Origin of the sequence: Kribbella hippodromi, assembly GCF_039531045.1 — a bacterium.
Lineage (GTDB): Bacteria > Actinomycetota > Actinomycetes > Propionibacteriales > Kribbellaceae > Kribbella > Kribbella hippodromi.
The window spans coordinates 1-18,103 of record NZ_BAAAPH010000009.1; the positions used below are offsets into that span (position 1 = coordinate 1).

Genomic DNA, 18,103 nt, shown 5'->3' on the forward strand with positions numbered 1-18,103 from the left:
AAGCGGCGGTCCGCGGTGGCATCCGGCACGAACTTCGCGCAGACGACGATCTTCATAGCGTGTGAGACCCCTTCTGGTTAACGGTCACTCCAAGCCTGCCACGGATGTTACTCGCGAGAAACATGAGCCAGGTGCGAGCCCCATCACAGTCCCGGGCACCACAGGTCTGACCTAGTCTGACTCAGGTGACCGAGACGTTACCGCTGACCGGCGAGAGGACCGCGCCCGGGATCTGGCACGAGCAATACTGGTTCGCGCGCCACGAGGCTGCCTACCGCTGGATCACGGCCCATCTGCCGATCGAACGGACCGGCCGGATCCTCGACGCCGGCTGCGGCGAGGGGTACGGCGCGGAGCTGCTGCGCCTGGCGGGGGCGAGCTCCGTGACCGGTCTCGACTATGAAGATACGACGTTGCGGCACGTCCGCCGGGTTTATCCACAGACCAATACCGTCCGCGGCAATCTGGTCCAGACGCCGTTCGCCGACGCCGCCTTCACGATGGTCACGTCCCTGCAGACGATCGAGCACCTGTGGGAGCAGCCGCGCTTCGTCGCCGAGTGCGCGCGGATCCTCCGGCCGGGCGGGACACTCGCGGTGAGTACGCCCAACCGGCTGACCTTCCCGAGCGGGAACTGGTACCACACCCGCGAACTGACCGGGCCTGAGTTCATCGAACTGCTCGAACCACATTTCGAGATCACGCACACGCTCGGGCTGCATCACGGCGTACGGCTGACGTCGTGGGAGGAACGGTACGGGTCGTGCGTGGATGCGCAGTTGGCGACCGAGTACGCCGAATGGGATGACGAGCTGGCCGAACTGGTGCGCGGTACGACGTCCACGGACTTCGAGATCCGCCCAGGCGACCTGGACGGATCTCTCGATCTGCTGCTGGTGGCGACGCCTACGGGCGGATGATGCGCTCGACGATCTTGCCGGCGATCAGGTAGACCAGCGCGGCGATCCCCCAGTTCACCAGCAGGGTGTTCTTCGCGGTCTGCAGCCGGAACAGGTCCTTGAACGGGCCGACCAGATCGTGCCCGCGCTCCAGAATCCAGCGCACGATCTCGTTGCTCTGGTTGGTCTGATCGAGCGCGGTGAACAGGGCACCGAGCGCAAGCACGGCTGCCGCGAGCACGGCGATCAGCCACACCAGCGAGGCGATCAGGTTCCGCACCTTGCGAACCCCGGAGCCAACCGAGCCCAGCGCCTGCTTGCCCTTGCCGCTTCCACCTCGCGACACCGCGGGCCTGCTCCCCGAGGCGCCACTCCCGCCAGCCGCTTTCGCACGACCGACAGCGCCAACCTTTGCCGTGGCAGCGGTGGGAGTGTTGGTGTCGGCAGCAGGCGGATTGTTGCCGGTGGCATCGTTTGGGGTGGGAGCGGGTGCGGCCTCCTCCGAGTCGGCCGCACCTGACGCCGCGTTCTCCGCGGCCTGTTCCCGGGCGCGCTGCTCGGCAACAATCTCAGCCGCCGTCTTCGGCCGCCCAGCCTTCGTCGTCGCACCAGCGCCGGCACCAGCCGAAGCGCCGGCTCCAGCAGAAGCACTGGCTCCGGCGCCAGCGGCCGGCTGGGTGTTCGGGGTGGTGCCGGCGGCTTCGGCGGCCGGCGTCTTGTCGTCCTGCGTACCCACGTCGTCCATCTCCTCAGCCGGGGTCCGTTCCTCGTCCGTGGCCGCGTCGGTCAGCTGCGCCTGCTCGGCCGGAGCCTTCCGCCGCCGGCTGACCGGAACCGGCCGCGGCGACAGCCGGCGCCGCGCACCCGCCACCGGAGCCGCACTGCTGTCCGTCCCGCCGGCCGCCGGTACGGCGTCCAAGGTGCTACTCGCGGCCTGTGCTTCCGGCGCCGTCTCTGGGTTCGCGGTGTCTGGGTTCACGCTCGTGTTCACGCCCAAGTCTGATTCGTTCGTTTCTGGGGGCCATAGTGCCCGACTGGTGAGTAACTTGAGAACCCCTCAGGGTTCTCTTTTTCACCATCTGCTTCTACCCCATCACCAGCCGCATCCGTCGGCACCACGCTCCGGGCGCCCGCGGCTTCCACCACCGGCACCGGGATTTCGGCCGGCGTAGGCGTGGCGCCGGTGTGCAGGAGGGTGGTCGTCTGGTCGTTCGCTGCGGCCAGATCGGACAGGTACTTGCGGCGTTCGGAATTCGCCTCGTACCGGGTGGCCCGGTCCGCAACCACCTTGGCGGGGACGCCGACCGCGATCGCGTACGCGGGGATGTTGCCGCGGGCAACACTGTTGGCGCCGATCACCGCACCGCGGCCGATGTCGGTACCGCGAGTGACCGTGACTTTCGTGGCCAGCCAGCAGTCCGGGCCGATCCGGACCGGTGATTTCACCAGGCCCTGGTCCTTGATCGGCAGGTCCAGATCCTCGGTCTTGTGGTCGAAGTCGCAGATGTAGGTCCAGTCCGCGATCAGGGTCGACGCGCCGATCTCGATGTCCAGGTAGCAGTTCACCGTGACGTCGCGGGCGAACACCACCTTGTCGCCGATCCGCAGCGTGCCTTCGTGCGCGCGCAGCCGGGTCTCGTCACCGAGATGCACCCACTTGCCGAGGACGATCCGGCCGTGCCCGGGCCGCGCCACGATCTCCAGGTGCTTGCCGAGGAAGACGAAACCCTCGGTGATCACCTGCGGGTGGCGCAGCTTGAACCAGGCGAACCGCCAGTACCGCTTGAGGTAGTACGGCGACCACGCCCGATGGCGCACCACCCAGCGCAGATTCGGCACGGACAGCAACCGCATCAGCACACCTTACTGCCGGCGGGGAGCCTGACCCGTGATCGAGACGTTGTAGTACAACTCGTCCGGGACGATCGACGACAGGACCTTGTCCACCTTGGACAGCTGCAGCCACGACTTGTACGCGAACATCCGCCAGCCGAAACCGAGCTTCTGCTCCGGTACGGCCGCCTCGAACGTACGGATCGGCCACCCGAGCCACGCCGCGAGCAGCTCTTCGGTGACCGTGCTGACCTCGACGGCACCGGCCCGCGACGCCATCCGCGCCAGCGTGTCCGGGTCGAACGTGTGCAGGTCCACGACCGCTTCCAGAGCCGCCGCGCGGGAGGACTCGTCCAGCTCCTCCTGCGGGCGCCGCCAGTGCGTGAGCGCCGGCAGCTTGGTCACGTTCGTGGTCGCCCACCAGGTGAGCCGGGACAGCCGCCGCGCCACGAAGTCGCCGTACCGGGTCGGCTCGCCGCAGATCACGAACCGGCCGCCGGGCTTGAGGACGCGGAGCATCTCGCGGAACGCCAGCTCGACGTCCGGGATGTGATGGATGACCGCGTGCCCGATCACCAGGTCGAACGTGTCGTCCTCGTACGGCAGCTTCTCCGCGTCCGCGACCTTGCCCTCGACCGCGAAACCGAGCGTCTTCGCGTTCTTCTTCGCGGCCTCGACCATGCCCGGCGACAAGTCCGTGACATGGGCTTCGTCGAGGACGCCGGCCAGCTTGAGGTTCAGCGTGAAGAAACCGGTGCCGGCGCCGATCTCCAGGCTCTTGCCGTACGGCCAGCCGTCCGTTCCGGCGACCGCGGTGAAACGATCGCGGGCGTAGTCGACACAGCGTTCGTCGTACGAGATCGACCACTTCTCGTCGTACGTGGACGCTTCCCAGTCGTGGTACAGGACCTGGGCGAGCTTGTTGTCGTTCCAGGCCGCCTCGACCTCTTCGGCGGTGGCGGCCGGCTTCTCGGTTGCGGACATCACTTTCCCTTGAACTATTTGCCGGCGAACGTGGCTTTGCCGGGGCCGTTCTCGACGAAGGACTGCATCCCGGTCGTGCGGTCCTCGGTGGCGAACAGGGCGGCAAACTGCTGCCGCTCGATCTCCAGTCCGGTGGCCAGGTCGACGCCGAGACCGGAGTCGATCGATTCCTTCGCCGCGCGCAGGGCCATCGCCGCGCCGCGGGAGAACTGCGACGCCCAGGCGACCGCGGCGTCGTACACCTCGGCGGCCGGTACGACCTTGTCGACCAGGCCGATCGCGAGGGACTCGGCGGCGTCGACGAAACGGCCGGTGTAGATCAGGTCCTTGGCCTTGGACGGGCCGATCAGGCGGGACAGCCGCTGCGTACCGCCGGCGCCGGGGATGATGCCGAGCAGGATCTCCGGCTGGCCGAGCTTGGCGTCATCGGCGGCGATCCGGTAGTCGGCGCAGAGCGCGAGTTCACACCCGCCACCGAGCGCGTACCCGGTGATGGCGGCGACTGTCGGTTTCGGGATGGCGGCGACCGCGGACAGGGAGGACTGCAGCGGGCCGGAGCGTTTCACCATGTCGGCGTACGACATGTCGGCCATTTCCTTGATGTCCGCGCCGGCGGCGAAGACGCGTTCGCCGCCGTAGATGACCACCGCGCGGACGTCGTCGTTCGCGGACGCCTCCAGGGCGGCGGTCCGGATCTCCTCCTGGACCTGGACGTTCAGCGCGTTCATCTTCGGCCGATCCAGCCGAATCGTGCCGACCCCGTCGCTCACCGTCAGGTTCACGAACTCGCCCATACCCGAAGCTCCTTACCTGTCCTACCCGCCGGTCACATCTCCCGGAACCGTACCGGACCCCACCAACCAAACGCACGCCGCCTCCACTGCCCAGCAGCAGTGGAGGCGGCGGGATACAGGCTGGTCAGACGTCTACTGCTTGGCCGGATGCGGCGGAGCGGCGGGCGGCGTCGACGATGCGGAGGGTGCGGAGGCCTACGGCGCCGTCGGGTTGGGGGACTACCGCCGGTGGTGTGCCTGGTTTGGCCGGGCCGGTGGTGCGGACCGCGTCCAGGAAGGTGTCGAGCAGGGCTGCGTCCAGGTTGCCGCCGATGCCCAGGAAGACCTCGCCGGACGGGTCCGTGCCACCGACGTGCGGCAGGAACGGCTCGATCTCCACCGAACCGTTGGTACCGGTGACCTGCAGCGACACCCCGCCCCAAGTGGCGGCGTTGTCCGGCACGCTCCACGAGCAGTCGATCGTGGCCAGTAGCCCGTTGTCGTAGTTGATCGTGACCAGACCGCCGGTCTCGACCTCGACATCCTTGTCCTGGTGCAGAATCCGGTTCGACGCGGCGTACACCCGGGTGGCGTTCGCCCCACCGGTCAGGCCGTCGATCAGGTCCGCGCAGTGCACGGTGTGGTCGACCAGCGCTCCCCCACCGGCCAGCTTGGCGTCGGTGAACCACTGGCGCGCGTCGTACGGGATCTTCCCGTTGTTGGTCCCCAGGATCGCGAACACCTCGCCGAGCCGCCCCGCCTCGACGTTCGCCCGCAGCCGCGCGTACGACGGCGCGAACCGCACCGGGTACGCGACCATCAGAATCGTCCCGGCCGCCTCACAAGCAGCCAGCATGGCCTCGCCATCTGCCACCTCGGTGGCCAGCGGCTTCTCGCACAGCACATGCGCGCCCACCGCGGCGGCCCGCTCGACCAGTGCGCGGTGACCGGCGTTCTCCGAGGTCACGACGACAGCATCCGGTCCCCAGGCGAACAGTTCGTCGTACGTGTCCACGTACCCGATCCCGAACTGCCCCGCGAACTCGGCACCGCGCGGACCGGCATCCGGAGCCGCCGCGCCATCCGGGTCAGCGGCCAGTACCTCGATGCCCGGCATGGACGCCAGCAGATGCGCGTACCCACCGGCGTGGACGTGCGCGAACGAAGCAATCGCAACTTTCAGCGTCATGCCACTGCTCCCGTCGAAACGAAGGTCTTCATGTCGATCGGCTGGCCGGACTCCATCGACGCACGCGCCGCCTCGGCCAGGTACACCGCGGCTGCACCGTCGGAGGCGAGCACCCGCGGCTCCGGTCCGCCGCGCAGGGCGATCGCCAGCTCCCGCAGCTGCGCCAGGTACGGGCTCTCCCCCAGCAACGACGCGGGAATCAGCAGGTCGCCGCCGGACGTACCGTCCTGCAGCTCCTCCTTGTACCCGGTGTCGCCGTCCGAGCTGAACTTCAGTACGCCGGCCGAACCCGCCACCTGGAACCCGGTCTGGAACGTCGTACCGGTAGCGCCCCAGGTCGCGCGGCAGTGGCTGATCGCGCCGCTCTCGTGCGTGAGGGTGACATGCGCCGCCACGTTGACCGGACTGACTCCGTCGACAGTCGGCGGGTTCTGCACCGCGTACACGGTGCTGACCTCGCCGCACAGCCAGCGGGCCTGGTCCAGGTCGTGCACCATCAGATCCATGATCACGCCGCCGGACCGGGCCACGTCCCGGTACCAGCCGGCGCCGGCCGGCGAGGACGCCTGCCGGTAGAACCGCGCTACCGCGACATCACCGATCCGCCCGGCCTGGATCGCGTCGTACGCCGCCTTGTACGCCGGGAAGTACCGGACCACGTGCGCCGGGTACAGCCGGACGCCCGCCGCCTGGGCCGCGTCGATCACCTCGTGCGAGCCGGCCGCGGTGAGCGTCAGCGGCTTCTCGCAGATCACGTCCTTGCCGGCCTTGATCGCGGCCAGCGTGATCTCCTTGTGCGTCGCCGACGGCGTGACGATGTCGACGAACTCGACTTCGGCCAGCAGACCGTCCAGCGACGGCGCGACCTCCAGCCCGTACTTCTCCGCCAGCTCCTGCGCGCCTTCGACGGAGTACACCAGGACACGGGCCCCGAGGCCCTGCCACGATTGGGCGTGGATGTGGGCGATGTTGCCCGCGCCGATCAGACCCACGGTCAGACCGGCAAGCTCTTCCGACATGTGTTCCCCTGGGGTGGGTGAATTAATAACGGTCCTTGCGTATCACTGCGCAGAGCCGTCCGCAACTACCGTCTCACGAACACAACCACCTCACTATCGTGAATGTCGGGCGGCTTGTGCAGAATGTGCCGGTGAAAGAAGCGACCGATGCCCCGAGTGCTCCCGGCCTGTCCGTCGGCACCGGACCGCGTCCGGGCGCAGTGGTCCAGACCGATGGCACCACCTTCACGCTCTGGGCGCCGGCCGCCGAGCGGGTCGAGCTGGCCCTGATCGAGGCCGACGGCAGCCAGCGGAATCTCGATCTGGCCCATACCGGTGAGTTCTGGACCGGTTTCGTACCGGGCGTCGGCGCCGGCCAGCGGTACGGGTACCGCGTGCACGGCCCGTTCGACCCGTCACATGGACTGCGGTTCGATCCGTCGAAGCTGCTCCTCGACCCGTACGCGCGGGCCGTCGACGGCGAGCTCGACTACGACAGCCCGCAGATCTACGACTCCTCCGAGGGCGACTCGGCCGGACATGTTCCGGTTGGTGTCGTGGTCGCCGATTCCGCTCCGCCGCCACCGATCAGCAAGCCGGTGCACTGGGGCGAGACGGTCATCTACGAGCTGCACACGCACGGCTTCACCAAACTGCATCCCGAGGTCCCGGAGCATCAGCGCGGCACGTACGCCGGGTTGGCGCATCCGTCCGTGATTCAGTACTTGACCGATCTTGGCGTGACCTCGGTCGAGCTGCTGCCGATCCACCACTTCCTCACCGAGCCGTCGATCGCCGCCCGCGGCCTGCCGAACTACTGGGGCTACAACACCCTCGGCTTCTTCGCGCCACACGCGCCGTACTCGTCGTCCGGATCGCGCGGTGAGCAGGTCGCCGAGTTCAAGGCGATGGTCGCCGCGTTCCATGCCGCCGGCATCGAAGTGATCCTGGACGTGGTCTACAACCACACCGCCGAAGGTGGTTTCGACGGGCCGACGCTGAGCTTCCGCGGCATCGACAACCGGGCGTACTACCGGCTCGGCCAAGGCGCGGCGATGTACGACGTGACCGGCACCGGCAACTCGGTCGACACGTCACACCCGCAGGTGCGGCGCCTCGTGATGGACTCACTGCGCTACTGGGTCGAGGAGATGGGCGTCGACGGCTTCCGGTTCGACCTGGCCGTGACACTGGTCCGCAACGAGCGGCATGAGGTCGACATCCCCGATCACCCGTTCCTGGCCGAGGTCGCGGCCGATCCGGTGCTCGGCCGGGTGAAGCTGATCGCCGAGCCGTGGGACGTCGGCCCGTTCGGGTACCAGGTCGGCAACTTCGGGCCGCCGTGGTCGGAGTGGAACGGCAAGTTCCGCGACAGCCTCCGGGACGTCTGGCGGAACACCTCCGATGGCGTGAAGGACCTGGCGTACCGGTTGTCCGGCTCCAGCGACCTGTACGGTGACGACGGCCGCTACCCGTACGCGTCGATCAACTTCGTCACCGCGCATGACGGGTTCACGCTGCGCGACCTGGTCAGCTACGAACAGAAGCACAACGAGGCGAACCACGAGGACAACCGCGACGGTACCGACGACAACCGCTCCTGGAACTGCGGTGTCGAAGGCGAGACCGACGACTGGCGTGTGACCGTGCTGCGCAAACGCCAGATGGCGAACCTGATGGCGACGCTGATCTTGTCCACCGGCGTACCGATGATTACCGCCGGGGACGAGTGCGGCCGGACGCAGCACGGCAACAACAACGCGTACTGCCAGGACAGCGAGATCTCCTGGTTCGACTGGTCACTGCCGGAGAGCTGGTCCGAGCACCTCGCACTGACCAAGAAGCTGTTGGCCCTGCGCGCCGCACACCCCGCGCTGCGGCAGTGGCACTACTTCTCCGGGCAACCGGTTGTTTCCGGTGGGCGCAAGGACCTGTCCTGGATCGCACCGCACGGCGGTGAGATGACGGACGCGGACTGGTCGGACGGCAACCTGCGGACCATCGGGATGTTCTTGGCGGGTGACGCGTTGCGCGCTACCGATGCGGAGGGCAACGCGCTGACCGACAGCTCGTTCCTGCTGGCTCTCAACGCGACACCGGAAACGCAGAACGTCGTCGTCCCCGACGCGTCCTGGGCCCCTGCGTACGAGGTTGTCCTCGACACCAGCAACAGCATGGTGACCGAGGTGGAAGCCGGTGCGACCGTGCCGCTCGCACCGCGCTGTCTGGTGCTGCTCCGCGCGCTCTGAGCAGTCGGATGGGTCGTTAACCTTCCGCCTGTACATTCATCGGTCACCTGCTGTTCATCTCTGGGGGGACCGACGTTGACCACACCGATCGGCGCGCTGCACCAAGCCATCATGCGTTGGGGCGAGGCGGAGCGGACCAGCTCGCGGCTGGCCATCCAGCGGTGGGTGGACGGCGTGGCGTACGTCGACGTGCAGGCGCGTACGTACGCGGACTACTGGACCAAGCAGAACGCGGATGTACTAACCGCCAACGGTCCGCTCTGGGTCGTACTGGGCGACTCGACCGCACAAGGACTGGGCGCGTCGTCACCACTGCACGGGTACGTGGGCCAAGTACTGAACGCACTACGCCGCAAGGGCACTCCGTGGCGCGTACTGAACCTGTCCAGGTCCGGGGCGCAGACCAGGCACGTGCTGGAAGACCAACTGCCCTTGCTGGACGGACTCACCCCCGCACTGGTCACCTGCGGCATCGGCAACAACGACATCCTCGCTACGCCACCAAAACGCTTCCGCGACCACCTCCGGCAGGTGATCGATCGCCTGCCCTCGTCGTCCGTCGTGATGGACCTGACCGTCCCGGACCGCTTGTGGCGCGTCGGCGGAGCAGTCAGCCCGTACGTCTCCGGCATCAACCAGTGGATCAGCAGCACCGCCGGCTCCCGCGGCCTCCCGGTCGCCGAGGTCTCCCGCCACGCCCGCCCACCCTGGCGCGGCATGCTCGCCCCCGACGCCTTCCACCCCAACAACCTCGGCTACCGCCGCCACGCCGACGCCCTACTCGCCGCCCTACCAGCCCACGTGCGCACCGCCTGAACAGCTGCGAGCATTGTCGGTGTGAGGGTTTACCTTGCCCCTGGGGCAGAGGGTTTGATGGTTGTGTGTTGACGATCAGTGAGTTCGGGCGGCGCACCGGGCTGTCGCACAAGGCGTTGCGGCTGTACGACGTGTCCGGGCTGCTCACTCCGGCGCAGGTGGATCCGGCCAACGGGTACCGCTGGTACACCGAGGAGCAGCTGGAGCGCGCCCGGCGGATCAGTGTGTTGCGGCAGCTGGACATGCCGCTTGCGACGATCACCGAAGTACTGGCGGGGACCGACGAGGAGGCACTGATCCGGCTGGACCGGTGGTGGGCCGCCGAGGAGGCGACCACGGCCGCGCGCCGAGCGACGCTGCAGTACCTGCGGGACCGACTCGCCCGCACCGGTACGCCCGGACTGGCACCACGCCCAGTACGCACAAGGGACGTGCCCGCGACCAAGATCGCGTCGATCCGGGCCGAAACCGACCAGCAGCAGCTGATCGGGGTGATCGTGTCGTGCACCGACGAGATCATGTCGTACCTGCACACGGCGGGCGCGACCGGGACCGACGGGTCGTGGGTGATCTACCACGGCGCGGTGACCCCGGACGCGCAGGCGACCGTCGAGGTGTGCGTACCGTTCGGCGGGCTGGTGGACCCGGACGGCCGGATCGGTATCCGGGTCGAACCGGCGCACCACGAGGCGTACTGCACGATCACGATGGACGAGTGCGCGTACCCGCGGATCATGCTCGCGTACGACCTCGTCTTCGACTGGGTCCGGGCCAACGGCCTCCCCGACGCGGGACCGCCGCGCGAGGTGTACTTCGCGAACTGCCAGTCGATCCCCCGGGACGAACCGGCCGTCGACATCGCTCTGCCCGTTCACAACAGAAAGCCTTGACCCATGCACAACAGCGACGCGCCGACCTACCTGTCCCCCGCGGACTACGCGATCCAGACCCGGTTCAGCGACCCCGGCGTCCACGCCGGGCTGTACGACGACCTGCCGGCCGGCGTACCCGGAATCGCGGCCGTGGTCCGCAATCTGCTGATCCACTACCGCGGCGGCGGGATCGAATTCACCGGCGAGCGGCTGGCCGAGATCGACCACCGGTGGGTGTCGGCGATGCTCGGCACCGACCAGAAGCGCAACGGGCGCCCGCTGGCCGAGCCGCGCGAACCGTTCGACCGGATCGTCGGCTGCTGCCGCGACTACACGCTGCTGTTCGTCTCGATGCTGCGGCACCAGGGCATCCCGGCCCGCAGCCGGATCGGTTTCGCCGACTACTTCACCTCCGGGTACAACCACGATCACGTCGTCGCCGAGTACTGGAACGGTGATCGCTGGGTGATGATCGACGCCGAACTGGAGCCGGGCGACCGTCCGTTCGACGTGCAGGACATGCCGGCCGGACCGTTCCCGTCGGCTGCCGAGGTCTGGCTGGGTATCCGCGCCGGCGACCTCGACCCGGACCTGTACGGCATCGGTCCCGGTCAGCCGATCGGCGGCGGCTGGTTCGTCCGCAACTACGTGCACTACGAACTCGCCCACCTGAACGGCGACGAGCTGCTGCTCTGGGACAACTGGGGTGACATGTCCGACACTCTCGAAGGCGCCGACCTGGCGCTCACCGACGAGGTAGCCCGCCTGTTACTTGCCTCCGGCAACGGTGACGCCGCGGCCACCAAGCAGGTCAACAACCTCTACCGCACCAACCCGTCGCTGACCTTCGCCGGCCGCTCCTTCATCACCTCCCCCGCCGGCGGACCGTTCCGGCTGATCGACCTCGAATGATCAGAACCCCAAGTTCCACGGCGCGTACACGCTGACCTTCACCACGCGCGGGTCGAACCACCCGTTCAACCCCGAGCAGCCTTTGGCGTACTGATTGCGGGCGCTGATCAGGTCTTGCCGCGTGACCCGCTCCTTGGGCACTCGGAAGATCGTCCGCACCTGCCGCACCGGCCAGGCGTCGTCGGTATAGCTCTCCGCGCCGAAGTCGAGCGCCGCGACCAGTGTCCGGTCGTGGGTGAAGTACTTCGCGGTGTTGGCGAACGTCCCGGGCGCAAGAAGGTCGCCGCGGTTCGGCCCGCGATGTTCGCCAGGCGGGTTCTGCCGATTGGCTCCACTGGTCGTGTCCTGAGGACTGTTCGGCTCGTAGGCACAGGACAAGATCACCTGCGCCTGCGTAGCTCCAGACGGCGGCAGTGCTTGGTCCGGGGACTTGGACCGGATCAGCGCCGGCAGTTGCTCGAACACTTCTGGTGGAACCAGGGTCCGCTGCATCGGCACCATCGGAGTGTTCGGAGTAGCCGGTGAGGCAAGCACCGGAGTGCCCATCGGCCCCCGGCCGGCCCCGTCGGTCGATGCCACCTCCGTACCGCAACCGGTCACAGCGACGACGGTGAGTACGGCGATCCCCCAGATCCTGCGCATGCGGTCAGGCTAGCGGGGCCGGAGGTTCTGGAGGACCAAAACGACCCCGCCTGGTGAGGCAGGCGGGGTCGTGTCTTTTGTGGGGGGTGGCTCAGAATTCCGAGCCGGCGGGGAGGTCGGGGGTTTCCGGGTCCTCGGGGTCGGACGGGCCGGCGGCCAGGCCGAGCTCGGCGACGCTGGCCAGGCCGGTGTGGTTCGGGACCACGCGGACGGTGTAGCCGAACGGACCGGTGCGGTCCAGTTTCAGCTCGCCCTCGTAGCGGTGCCGGTTGCCCTCGTACGTCTCCGCCAGCGACAGCACCGCCCGGACCGGGTCGGTGATCTCGTCGTTGGCGTCGACGCGACCGTGCAGGACCTCAACACAGATGTCCGACGGAGTCAGGTCACCGATCGCGGCGAAGGCACGGATACCGACCGTGGTCCCCAGCTGCGGTACGTCGCCGAGGCCCTGCAGCTCCACGTGGTCGACGCGGATCGACGGCCACGCGGCGCGGACCTTCTGCTTCCAGCCGGCCAGCTCGCGGGCACCGTCGTACGTCGAGTTCAGCGAGCGCGAGGACCGCGCCGCCGGTACGTACAGCTGCTCGACGTAGTCGCGCACCATCCGGGTGGCGAGCACCTTCGGGCCGAGCTCCTTGATCGTGTGCCGGAGCATCTCGATCCAGCGGCCCGGCACCTCGCCGTCGTAGAACCGCGGCGCGACCTGCTTCTCGATCAGGTCGTACAGCGCGTGCGCCTCGAGGTCGTCGCGCCGGTCGGTGTCCTCGATCCCTTCGGCGGACGGGATCGCCCAGCCGAACTCGTCGTCGTACCACTCGTCCCACCAGCCGTCCCGGATGGACAGGTTGAGCGCACCGTTCAGCGCCGCCTTCATCCCGGACGTGCCACACGCCTCGTACGGGCGGAGCGGGTTGTTCAGCCAGACGTCACACCCCGGGTACATCGGCTGCGCGAGCGCGATGTCGTAGTCCGGCACGAACACGATCCGGTGCCGTACCTCCGGGTCGTCGGCGAAGCGCACCATCTCCTGGATCAGCTTCTTGCCACCCTCGTCGTGCGGGTGCGCCTTGCCGGCGATGACGATCTGCACCGGGCGCTCCGGGTGCAGCAGCATCGACTTCAGCCGCTCCGGGTCCCGCAGCATCAGCGTCAGCCGCTTGTACGACGGCACCCGCCGCGCGAAGCCCATCGTCAGCACGTCCGGGTCCAGGATCGAGTCGACCCAGCCGAGCTCGGCGTCGCTGGCGCCACGGTTCAGCCAGGACTGCCGGACCCGCGCGCGGGTGTCGTCGATGAAGCGCTGCCGGAGCAGCCGCTTGGTCTCCCAGATCTGCGCGTCGGTGGACTTGTCCAGTCCCTCGAACACCGAGTCACCCTCGGCCGTGTACGTCGCGTAGGTCAGGTCGTGTACTTCGCGCGCCACCCAGGTCGGGGCGTGCACGCCGTTGGTGATCGAGGTGATCGGCACGTCGACCGGGTCGAAGCTCGGCCACAGCCCGGAGAACATCCCCCGGCTGACCACACCGTGCAGCTTGGACACGCCGTTCGCGCGCTGCGCCAGCCGGAGCCCCATGATCGCCATGTTGAACAGCGCCGGGTCGCCGCCCTCGAAGTCCTCGGCACCGAGCTCGAGGATGCGCTCGATCGGGACCTCCGGGCCGAACACGTCGGCGGAGAAGTGCTGCTGGATCAGCTCGACCGGGAACCGGTCGATACCGGCCGGGACCGGCGTGTGGGTGGTGAACACGGTGCCGCCGCGGTTGACCTCGAGCGCGGTGTCGAAGTCCAGGTCCTTCTCGGTGGCCAGCTCGCGGATCCGCTCGATGCCGAGGAACCCGGCGTGGCCCTCGTTGGTGTGGAACACCTCCGGCGCCGCGTGCCCGGTGATCCGGCAGTACGTCCGCACCGCGCGGACGCCGCCGACGCCGAGCAGCAGCTCCTGCAGCAACCGGTGCTCGGTGGAACCGCCGTACAGCCGGTCGGTCACCTCGCGCTCGGACGGCTCGTTCTCCTCGATGTCGGAGTCGAGCATCAGCAGCGGCACCCGGCCGACCTGGGCGACCCAGATCTGCGCGTGCAGCTCGCGGTTGCCGGGCAGGGTCAGGGTGATCGTGGCCGGCGCGTCGCCGTCGCGGAGCAGGCTGATCGGCAGCCCGTCCGGGTCGACCAGCGGGTACCGCTCCTGCTGCCAGCCCTCACGGTTCAGCGACTGCGCGAAGTAACCGTGCCGGTACAGCAGGCCGACCCCGATCAGCGGTACGCCCAGGTCGCTGGCCGCCTTCAGGTGGTCACCGGCGAGGATGCCGAGACCGCCGGAGTACTGCGGCAGCACGTGCGTGATGCCGAACTCCGGCGAGAAGTAGGCGACCGCGCTGAGCGGCTGCCCGGAGGTCTGGAACCACCGGTCGTCGGTTACGTAGCTGTCCAGGTCGGTGACTGCCAGTTCCAGCCGGCGCAGGAAAGCGTGGTCGTTGGCCAGCTCGTCGAGCCGGGCCGCCGGTACCTCACCGAGCAGTTTGACCGGGTCACCGCCGGTGCTCCGCCACAACTGCGGGTCGACGGCCTCGAAGACGTCCTGCGTCTCCGGGTGCCAGGCCCAGCGGAGGTTGTTCACCAGGGTGCCCAGGCCGGTCAGCGGCTCGGGCAGGACAGGGCGGACGGAGAATCGTCGTATCGCTCGCACCGGGACACCGTACCGGCCAAAGGGGCGGAGAACACCCTCGGGATGCATCGATCTTGCAACGCGAGCAAGATTTTGCAGGTCCGCGTGTCACCGGTGGGTACTGGGAACCGATACGGTCAGTGTTGCAGCTATTACGTCCCATCCGCCGACCGTCCACCGAGCCGGAATTCAGAGAGGGCAGGTTCGTCTACGCCATGACTGGGCGCATCCCGATCACCGATGTCACCCCGACCGTCGACGCCGGAGCCTATCCGGCGAAGTCATCGGTCGGTGAGACCTTCACCATCGCGGCCACGGTCTTCCGCGAAGGCCACGACGCGGTGAACGCGAACGTCGTCCTGACCTCGCCGTCGGGACAGACCAGACGGATGCTGATGACGCCGGCCGGCCAGGGCAGCGACCGCTGGTCCGTCGACGTGACGCTGCAGGAGCAGGGGGCGTGGACGTTCGCGGTCGAAGGCTGGAGCGACCCGTACGGGACCTGGCGGCACAACGCCGAGATCAAGGTCCCCGCCGGGCTCGACGTCGACCTGATGTTCGCGGAGGGCGCCGCCTTCTTCGACCGCGCCGCGGCCGGTGTACCCCCGGCGGTTCGTGCGGATCGCGGCACGCTGAGCGATGCCGCGCACGCGCTGGCGAACGGGGCATTGCCGCCGGAAGCACGGCTCGCGGCCGGCACCTCCCCGCAAGTACGCGCCGCCCTCGGCCGGTATCCCGTGCGTGAACTGATCACGTCCTCGGAGACGTACCCGGTGTGGGTGGACCGGGCGCGTGCTTTGTACGGCAGCTGGTACGAGTTCTTCCCGCGCTCCGAAGGCGCGACGTACGACGAGGCGACCGAGACGTGGAAGTCGGGTACGTTCCGCACCGCCGCGCGCCGCCTCGAAGCGGTCGCCAAAATGGGCTTCGACATCCTGTACGTGCCGCCGATCCACCCGATCGGCCACTCGTTCCGCAAAGGCCCGAACAACACGCTCGACCCGAAGCCCGGCGACCCCGGTTCGCCCTGGGCGATCGGCTCCGAGGACGGCGGCCACGACGCGATCCACCCCGAGCTCGGCACCTTCGAAGACTTCGAGTACTTCGTCGGCCGCGCCCGCGAGGTCGGCCTCGAAGTCGCGATCGACCTTGCCCTGCAGGCCTCGCCGGACCACCCGTGGGTGAAAGAACACCCGAAGTGGTTCTCGATCCGCGCCGACGGCTCCATCGCGTACGCGGAGAACCCGCCGAAGAAGTACCAGGACATCTACCCGATCAACTTCGACAACGACCCCGAAGGCATCTACGCCGAAGTACTGCGGATCGTGCGGCTGTGGATCTCCAAGGGCGTGACCGTGTTCCGGGTCGACAACCCGCACACGAAGCCGGTCAACTTCTGGGAGTACCTGCTCGGCGAGATCCGGAAGACCGATCCCGATGTGGTGTTCCTGTCGGAGGCGTTCACGCGGCGGCCGATGATGCAGGAGCTGGCGAAGGTCGGTTTCCACCAGTCGTACACGTACTTCACCTGGCGGAACGAGAAGTGGGAGCTGGAGGAGTACCTGACCGAGCTGACCACGGAGACCGGGCATTTCCTGCGGCCGAACTTCTTTGTGAACACGCCGGACATTTTGACCGCTTATCTGCAGTACGGCGGGCCGGGCGCGTTCAAGATCCGCGCGGCGATCGCGGCCACGTCGTCGCCGGCCTGGGGCGTGTACGCCGGGTACGAGTTGTTCGAGCATGTCGCGTTGCGGCCTGGGTCCGAGGAGTACCTCGACACCGAGAAGTTCCAGCTGCGGCCACGCGATTGGGCGACCGCTGAGGCTGAAGGGCGGTCGCTGGCGCCGTACCTGACGCTCCTCAACAACATCCGGCGGCGGCACCCGTCGCTGCAGCAACTCCGCAACCTGTCGCTGCATTCGGTCGACGACGAAGCCATCATGTGCTTCTCGAAACGCTCGACCGCACCGGACGGCCACAGCGACACGGTGATCGTGGTGGTGAACACGGACCCGCATTCGGTCCGCGAATCCATGGTCCACCTGGACATGGCCGCCCTGGGCATGCGCCCCGAAGACACCTTCACCGTCTACGACGAAATCAGCGGCGCGACCTGGCGCTGGGGCCAGCAGAACTACATCAAACTGGACCCCAACGGCGAACCCGCCCACATCCTCGCGGTACGCCGAGGCCAGGCCTAGTACGCAGTATCTGTAGGCGGGGGTGGTTCAGCCCACGCGGCGCTACGCACGACTCCTCCGTCGCCGTGCTACACCCCGCCCGCGGCGATTTGAGCGCGGCTGCGCGCAACGGCACCAACCGACCGACGTACCGACTGGCTGTGGCCTTAGGCAACAAGCCGACCCGGTCGACGAACGACAGCTGAGATTTCGCCGTCGCCTACCGGCGATCCAACCGCGCGGCCGGCAGGCCTGTATCAGTCCGCCGGCCGCCCCACCCCCGGCCACCACCTTGAGAAGCCACCGTGTGTTTTCGCGGTCGGGAAATGCGTGGTGGGTTCTCAAGGTCAGGTTGTTGGGGGGGTCGGCGCGGGCTGGCCGCGCGGAGCGCGGCGTGGGGTGGATCACCAGCACACAAGCAGTTCAGCCGGCGCGGAGGTCGGTGATGGTGGGGCGTTGGTGGTCGGTGAGGCGGAAGCCGATTCCGCGGACGGCGTCGATGGTGACCGTTGTGCCGAGGTCGTCGAGTTTTCGGCGGAGGCGTTTGACGACCGAGTGGACGTCGGCGGTGCCGCGGACGTTGCGGGCTCGCCAGACGGTTTGGTGGAGCGACTCGTACGACCAGACGCGCAGCGGCGAGGACATCAGCTGGGTGAGCAGGTCGCGTTCGAGTTCGGTGAGCTGGATTTCGCGGCCGCGCCAGCGGGCGACGGCGCGGGTGCGGTCGATGGTGAGGACGTCGTCACGTTCATCGGCCGAGTCGGGCGGGCCAGGGGTGTAGGCGGCGTCGGGCTCGGGGGGTTCGGGGTTTTCGGGTACGGACGGTGGTGGCTGCTGGGCGGGGACGAGCAGCTTGCGCAGTTCGTCGAGGCTGGAGACGAGCAGGAGCGGTGCGACGTCGTCGACGAGTTCTGCCAGCCGGACCCGTTGTTCGGGTGAGGCCGCGACCGCGATCAGGAGCGGGAACGGCTCGGGTTCGGTGCTGGTCAGGTCGACGTCCATCGGGGCGGGGACACGGGCGGTGACCATTTGATCACGATGTCAACAGCTGCCTTGGATCGTCAACGGAATGCCAACGTTTGCCCAGATTG

The 18,103-nt window shown here is 68.1% G+C and carries 15 protein-coding genes; 6 read left to right on the plus strand and 9 right to left on the minus strand.

Features of this window, described 5'->3' with window-relative positions; all coding sequences use genetic code 11:
- Positions 1-185 precede the first annotated feature (185 nt).
- Entirely contained in the window at positions 186-920 is a 735-nt protein-coding gene (locus ABD260_RS15450; protein WP_344234205.1) for a class I SAM-dependent methyltransferase, read from the plus strand.
- On the opposite strand, the gene ABD260_RS15455 is transcribed toward ABD260_RS15450, so the two are convergent.
- From ABD260_RS15455 to ABD260_RS15480, 6 genes are all read right to left on the minus strand, one after another.
- The gene (locus ABD260_RS15455) at positions 907-1,890 is read right to left on the minus strand and encodes a hypothetical protein (protein WP_344234206.1); all 984 of its coding nucleotides are present in this window, start codon (positions 1,888-1,890) and stop codon (positions 907-909) included. The genes ABD260_RS15450 and ABD260_RS15455 overlap by 14 nt on opposite strands.
- Complete coding sequence (locus tag ABD260_RS15460; protein ID WP_344234207.1) at positions 1,887-2,753, minus strand: acyltransferase; 867 nt, start codon at positions 2,751-2,753, stop codon at positions 1,887-1,889. The genes ABD260_RS15455 and ABD260_RS15460 overlap by 4 nt, the downstream gene beginning before the upstream one ends.
- A 9-nt stretch (positions 2,754-2,762) precedes the next feature.
- Entirely contained in the window at positions 2,763-3,716 is a 954-nt protein-coding gene (locus tag ABD260_RS15465) for a methyltransferase domain-containing protein (RefSeq protein ID WP_344234208.1), read from the minus strand.
- Positions 3,717-3,730: 14 nt separating this feature from the next.
- Positions 3,731-4,510 (minus strand): enoyl-CoA hydratase/isomerase family protein, encoded by a 780-nt coding sequence (locus tag ABD260_RS15470; RefSeq protein WP_344234209.1) that lies wholly within the window; start codon positions 4,508-4,510, stop codon positions 3,731-3,733.
- 124 nt (positions 4,511-4,634) lie between these two features.
- Positions 4,635-5,678, minus strand: a complete 1,044-nt coding sequence (locus ABD260_RS15475; protein ID WP_344234210.1) for a Gfo/Idh/MocA family protein — start codon at positions 5,676-5,678, stop codon at positions 4,635-4,637.
- On the minus strand, positions 5,675-6,697 hold the full coding sequence (locus tag ABD260_RS15480) for a Gfo/Idh/MocA family protein (protein WP_344234212.1): 1,023 nt from the start codon (positions 6,695-6,697) through the stop codon (positions 5,675-5,677). Before ABD260_RS15480 ends, ABD260_RS15475 begins: the two co-directional genes overlap by 4 nt.
- A 167-nt stretch (positions 6,698-6,864) precedes the next feature.
- Between ABD260_RS15480 and glgX the strand changes: the two genes are divergently transcribed.
- From glgX to ABD260_RS15500, 4 genes are all read left to right on the plus strand, one after another.
- Positions 6,865-8,925, plus strand: coding sequence for a glycogen debranching protein GlgX (gene glgX, locus ABD260_RS15485; protein WP_425553350.1), 2,061 nt, complete (start codon positions 6,865-6,867; stop codon positions 8,923-8,925).
- Positions 8,926-9,000: 75 nt separating this feature from the next.
- The gene (locus ABD260_RS15490; protein ID WP_344234213.1) at positions 9,001-9,741 is read left to right on the plus strand and encodes an SGNH/GDSL hydrolase family protein; all 741 of its coding nucleotides are present in this window, start codon (positions 9,001-9,003) and stop codon (positions 9,739-9,741) included.
- 65 nt (positions 9,742-9,806) lie between these two features.
- Positions 9,807-10,631, plus strand: a complete 825-nt coding sequence (locus ABD260_RS15495; RefSeq protein WP_344234214.1) for a MerR family transcriptional regulator — start codon at positions 9,807-9,809, stop codon at positions 10,629-10,631.
- A 3-nt stretch (positions 10,632-10,634) separates the two neighbouring features.
- Positions 10,635-11,525, plus strand: coding sequence for a transglutaminase-like domain-containing protein (locus ABD260_RS15500; RefSeq protein WP_344234215.1), 891 nt, complete (start codon positions 10,635-10,637; stop codon positions 11,523-11,525).
- Here ABD260_RS15500 and ABD260_RS15505 read toward each other — a convergent pair whose 3' ends face one another.
- Positions 11,526-12,167 (minus strand): hypothetical protein, encoded by a 642-nt coding sequence (locus ABD260_RS15505; protein ID WP_344234216.1) that lies wholly within the window; start codon positions 12,165-12,167, stop codon positions 11,526-11,528.
- Positions 12,168-12,258: 91 nt separating this feature from the next.
- A complete protein-coding gene (gene glgP, locus ABD260_RS15510) occupies positions 12,259-14,850 on the minus strand; it encodes an alpha-glucan family phosphorylase (protein WP_344234217.1) in 2,592 nt (863 codons plus the stop codon).
- 194 nt (positions 14,851-15,044) lie between these two features.
- Between glgP and ABD260_RS15515 the strand changes: the two genes are divergently transcribed.
- The gene (locus ABD260_RS15515; protein WP_344234218.1) at positions 15,045-17,033 is read left to right on the plus strand and encodes an alpha-1,4-glucan--maltose-1-phosphate maltosyltransferase; all 1,989 of its coding nucleotides are present in this window, start codon (positions 15,045-15,047) and stop codon (positions 17,031-17,033) included.
- A gap of 402 nt (positions 17,034-17,435) precedes the next feature.
- Here ABD260_RS15515 and ABD260_RS15520 read toward each other — a convergent pair whose 3' ends face one another.
- Positions 17,436-18,041 carry a winged helix-turn-helix domain-containing protein gene (locus ABD260_RS15520; protein WP_344234219.1) on the minus strand — a complete coding sequence of 202 codons (606 nt, stop codon included), beginning with the start codon at positions 18,039-18,041 and terminating at the stop codon, positions 17,436-17,438.
- Positions 18,042-18,103 lie beyond the last annotated feature (62 nt).

What these genes read in the sequence shown, in the direction of transcription:
- ABD260_RS15460 (WP_344234207.1), bottom strand. Translation starts at nt 2,753, where the DNA reads ATGCGGTTGCTGTCCGTGCCGAATCTGCGCTGGGTGGTGCGCCATCGG.
- ABD260_RS15465 (WP_344234208.1), bottom strand. Translation starts at nt 3,716, where the DNA reads ATGTCCGCAACCGAGAAGCCGGCCGCCACCGCCGAAGAGGTCGAGGCG.
- ABD260_RS15470 (WP_344234209.1), bottom strand. Translation starts at nt 4,510, where the DNA reads ATGGGCGAGTTCGTGAACCTGACGGTGAGCGACGGGGTCGGCACGATT.
- ABD260_RS15475 (WP_344234210.1), bottom strand. Translation starts at nt 5,678, where the DNA reads ATGACGCTGAAAGTTGCGATTGCTTCGTTCGCGCACGTCCACGCCGGT.
- ABD260_RS15480 (WP_344234212.1), bottom strand. Translation starts at nt 6,697, where the DNA reads ATGTCGGAAGAGCTTGCCGGTCTGACCGTGGGTCTGATCGGCGCGGGC.
- ABD260_RS15500 (WP_344234215.1), top strand. Translation starts at nt 10,635, where the DNA reads ATGCACAACAGCGACGCGCCGACCTACCTGTCCCCCGCGGACTACGCG.
- ABD260_RS15505 (WP_344234216.1), bottom strand. Translation starts at nt 12,167, where the DNA reads ATGCGCAGGATCTGGGGGATCGCCGTACTCACCGTCGTCGCTGTGACC.
- ABD260_RS15515 (WP_344234218.1), top strand. Translation starts at nt 15,045, where the DNA reads ATGACTGGGCGCATCCCGATCACCGATGTCACCCCGACCGTCGACGCC.
- ABD260_RS15520 (WP_344234219.1), bottom strand. Translation starts at nt 18,041, where the DNA reads ATGGTCACCGCCCGTGTCCCCGCCCCGATGGACGTCGACCTGACCAGC.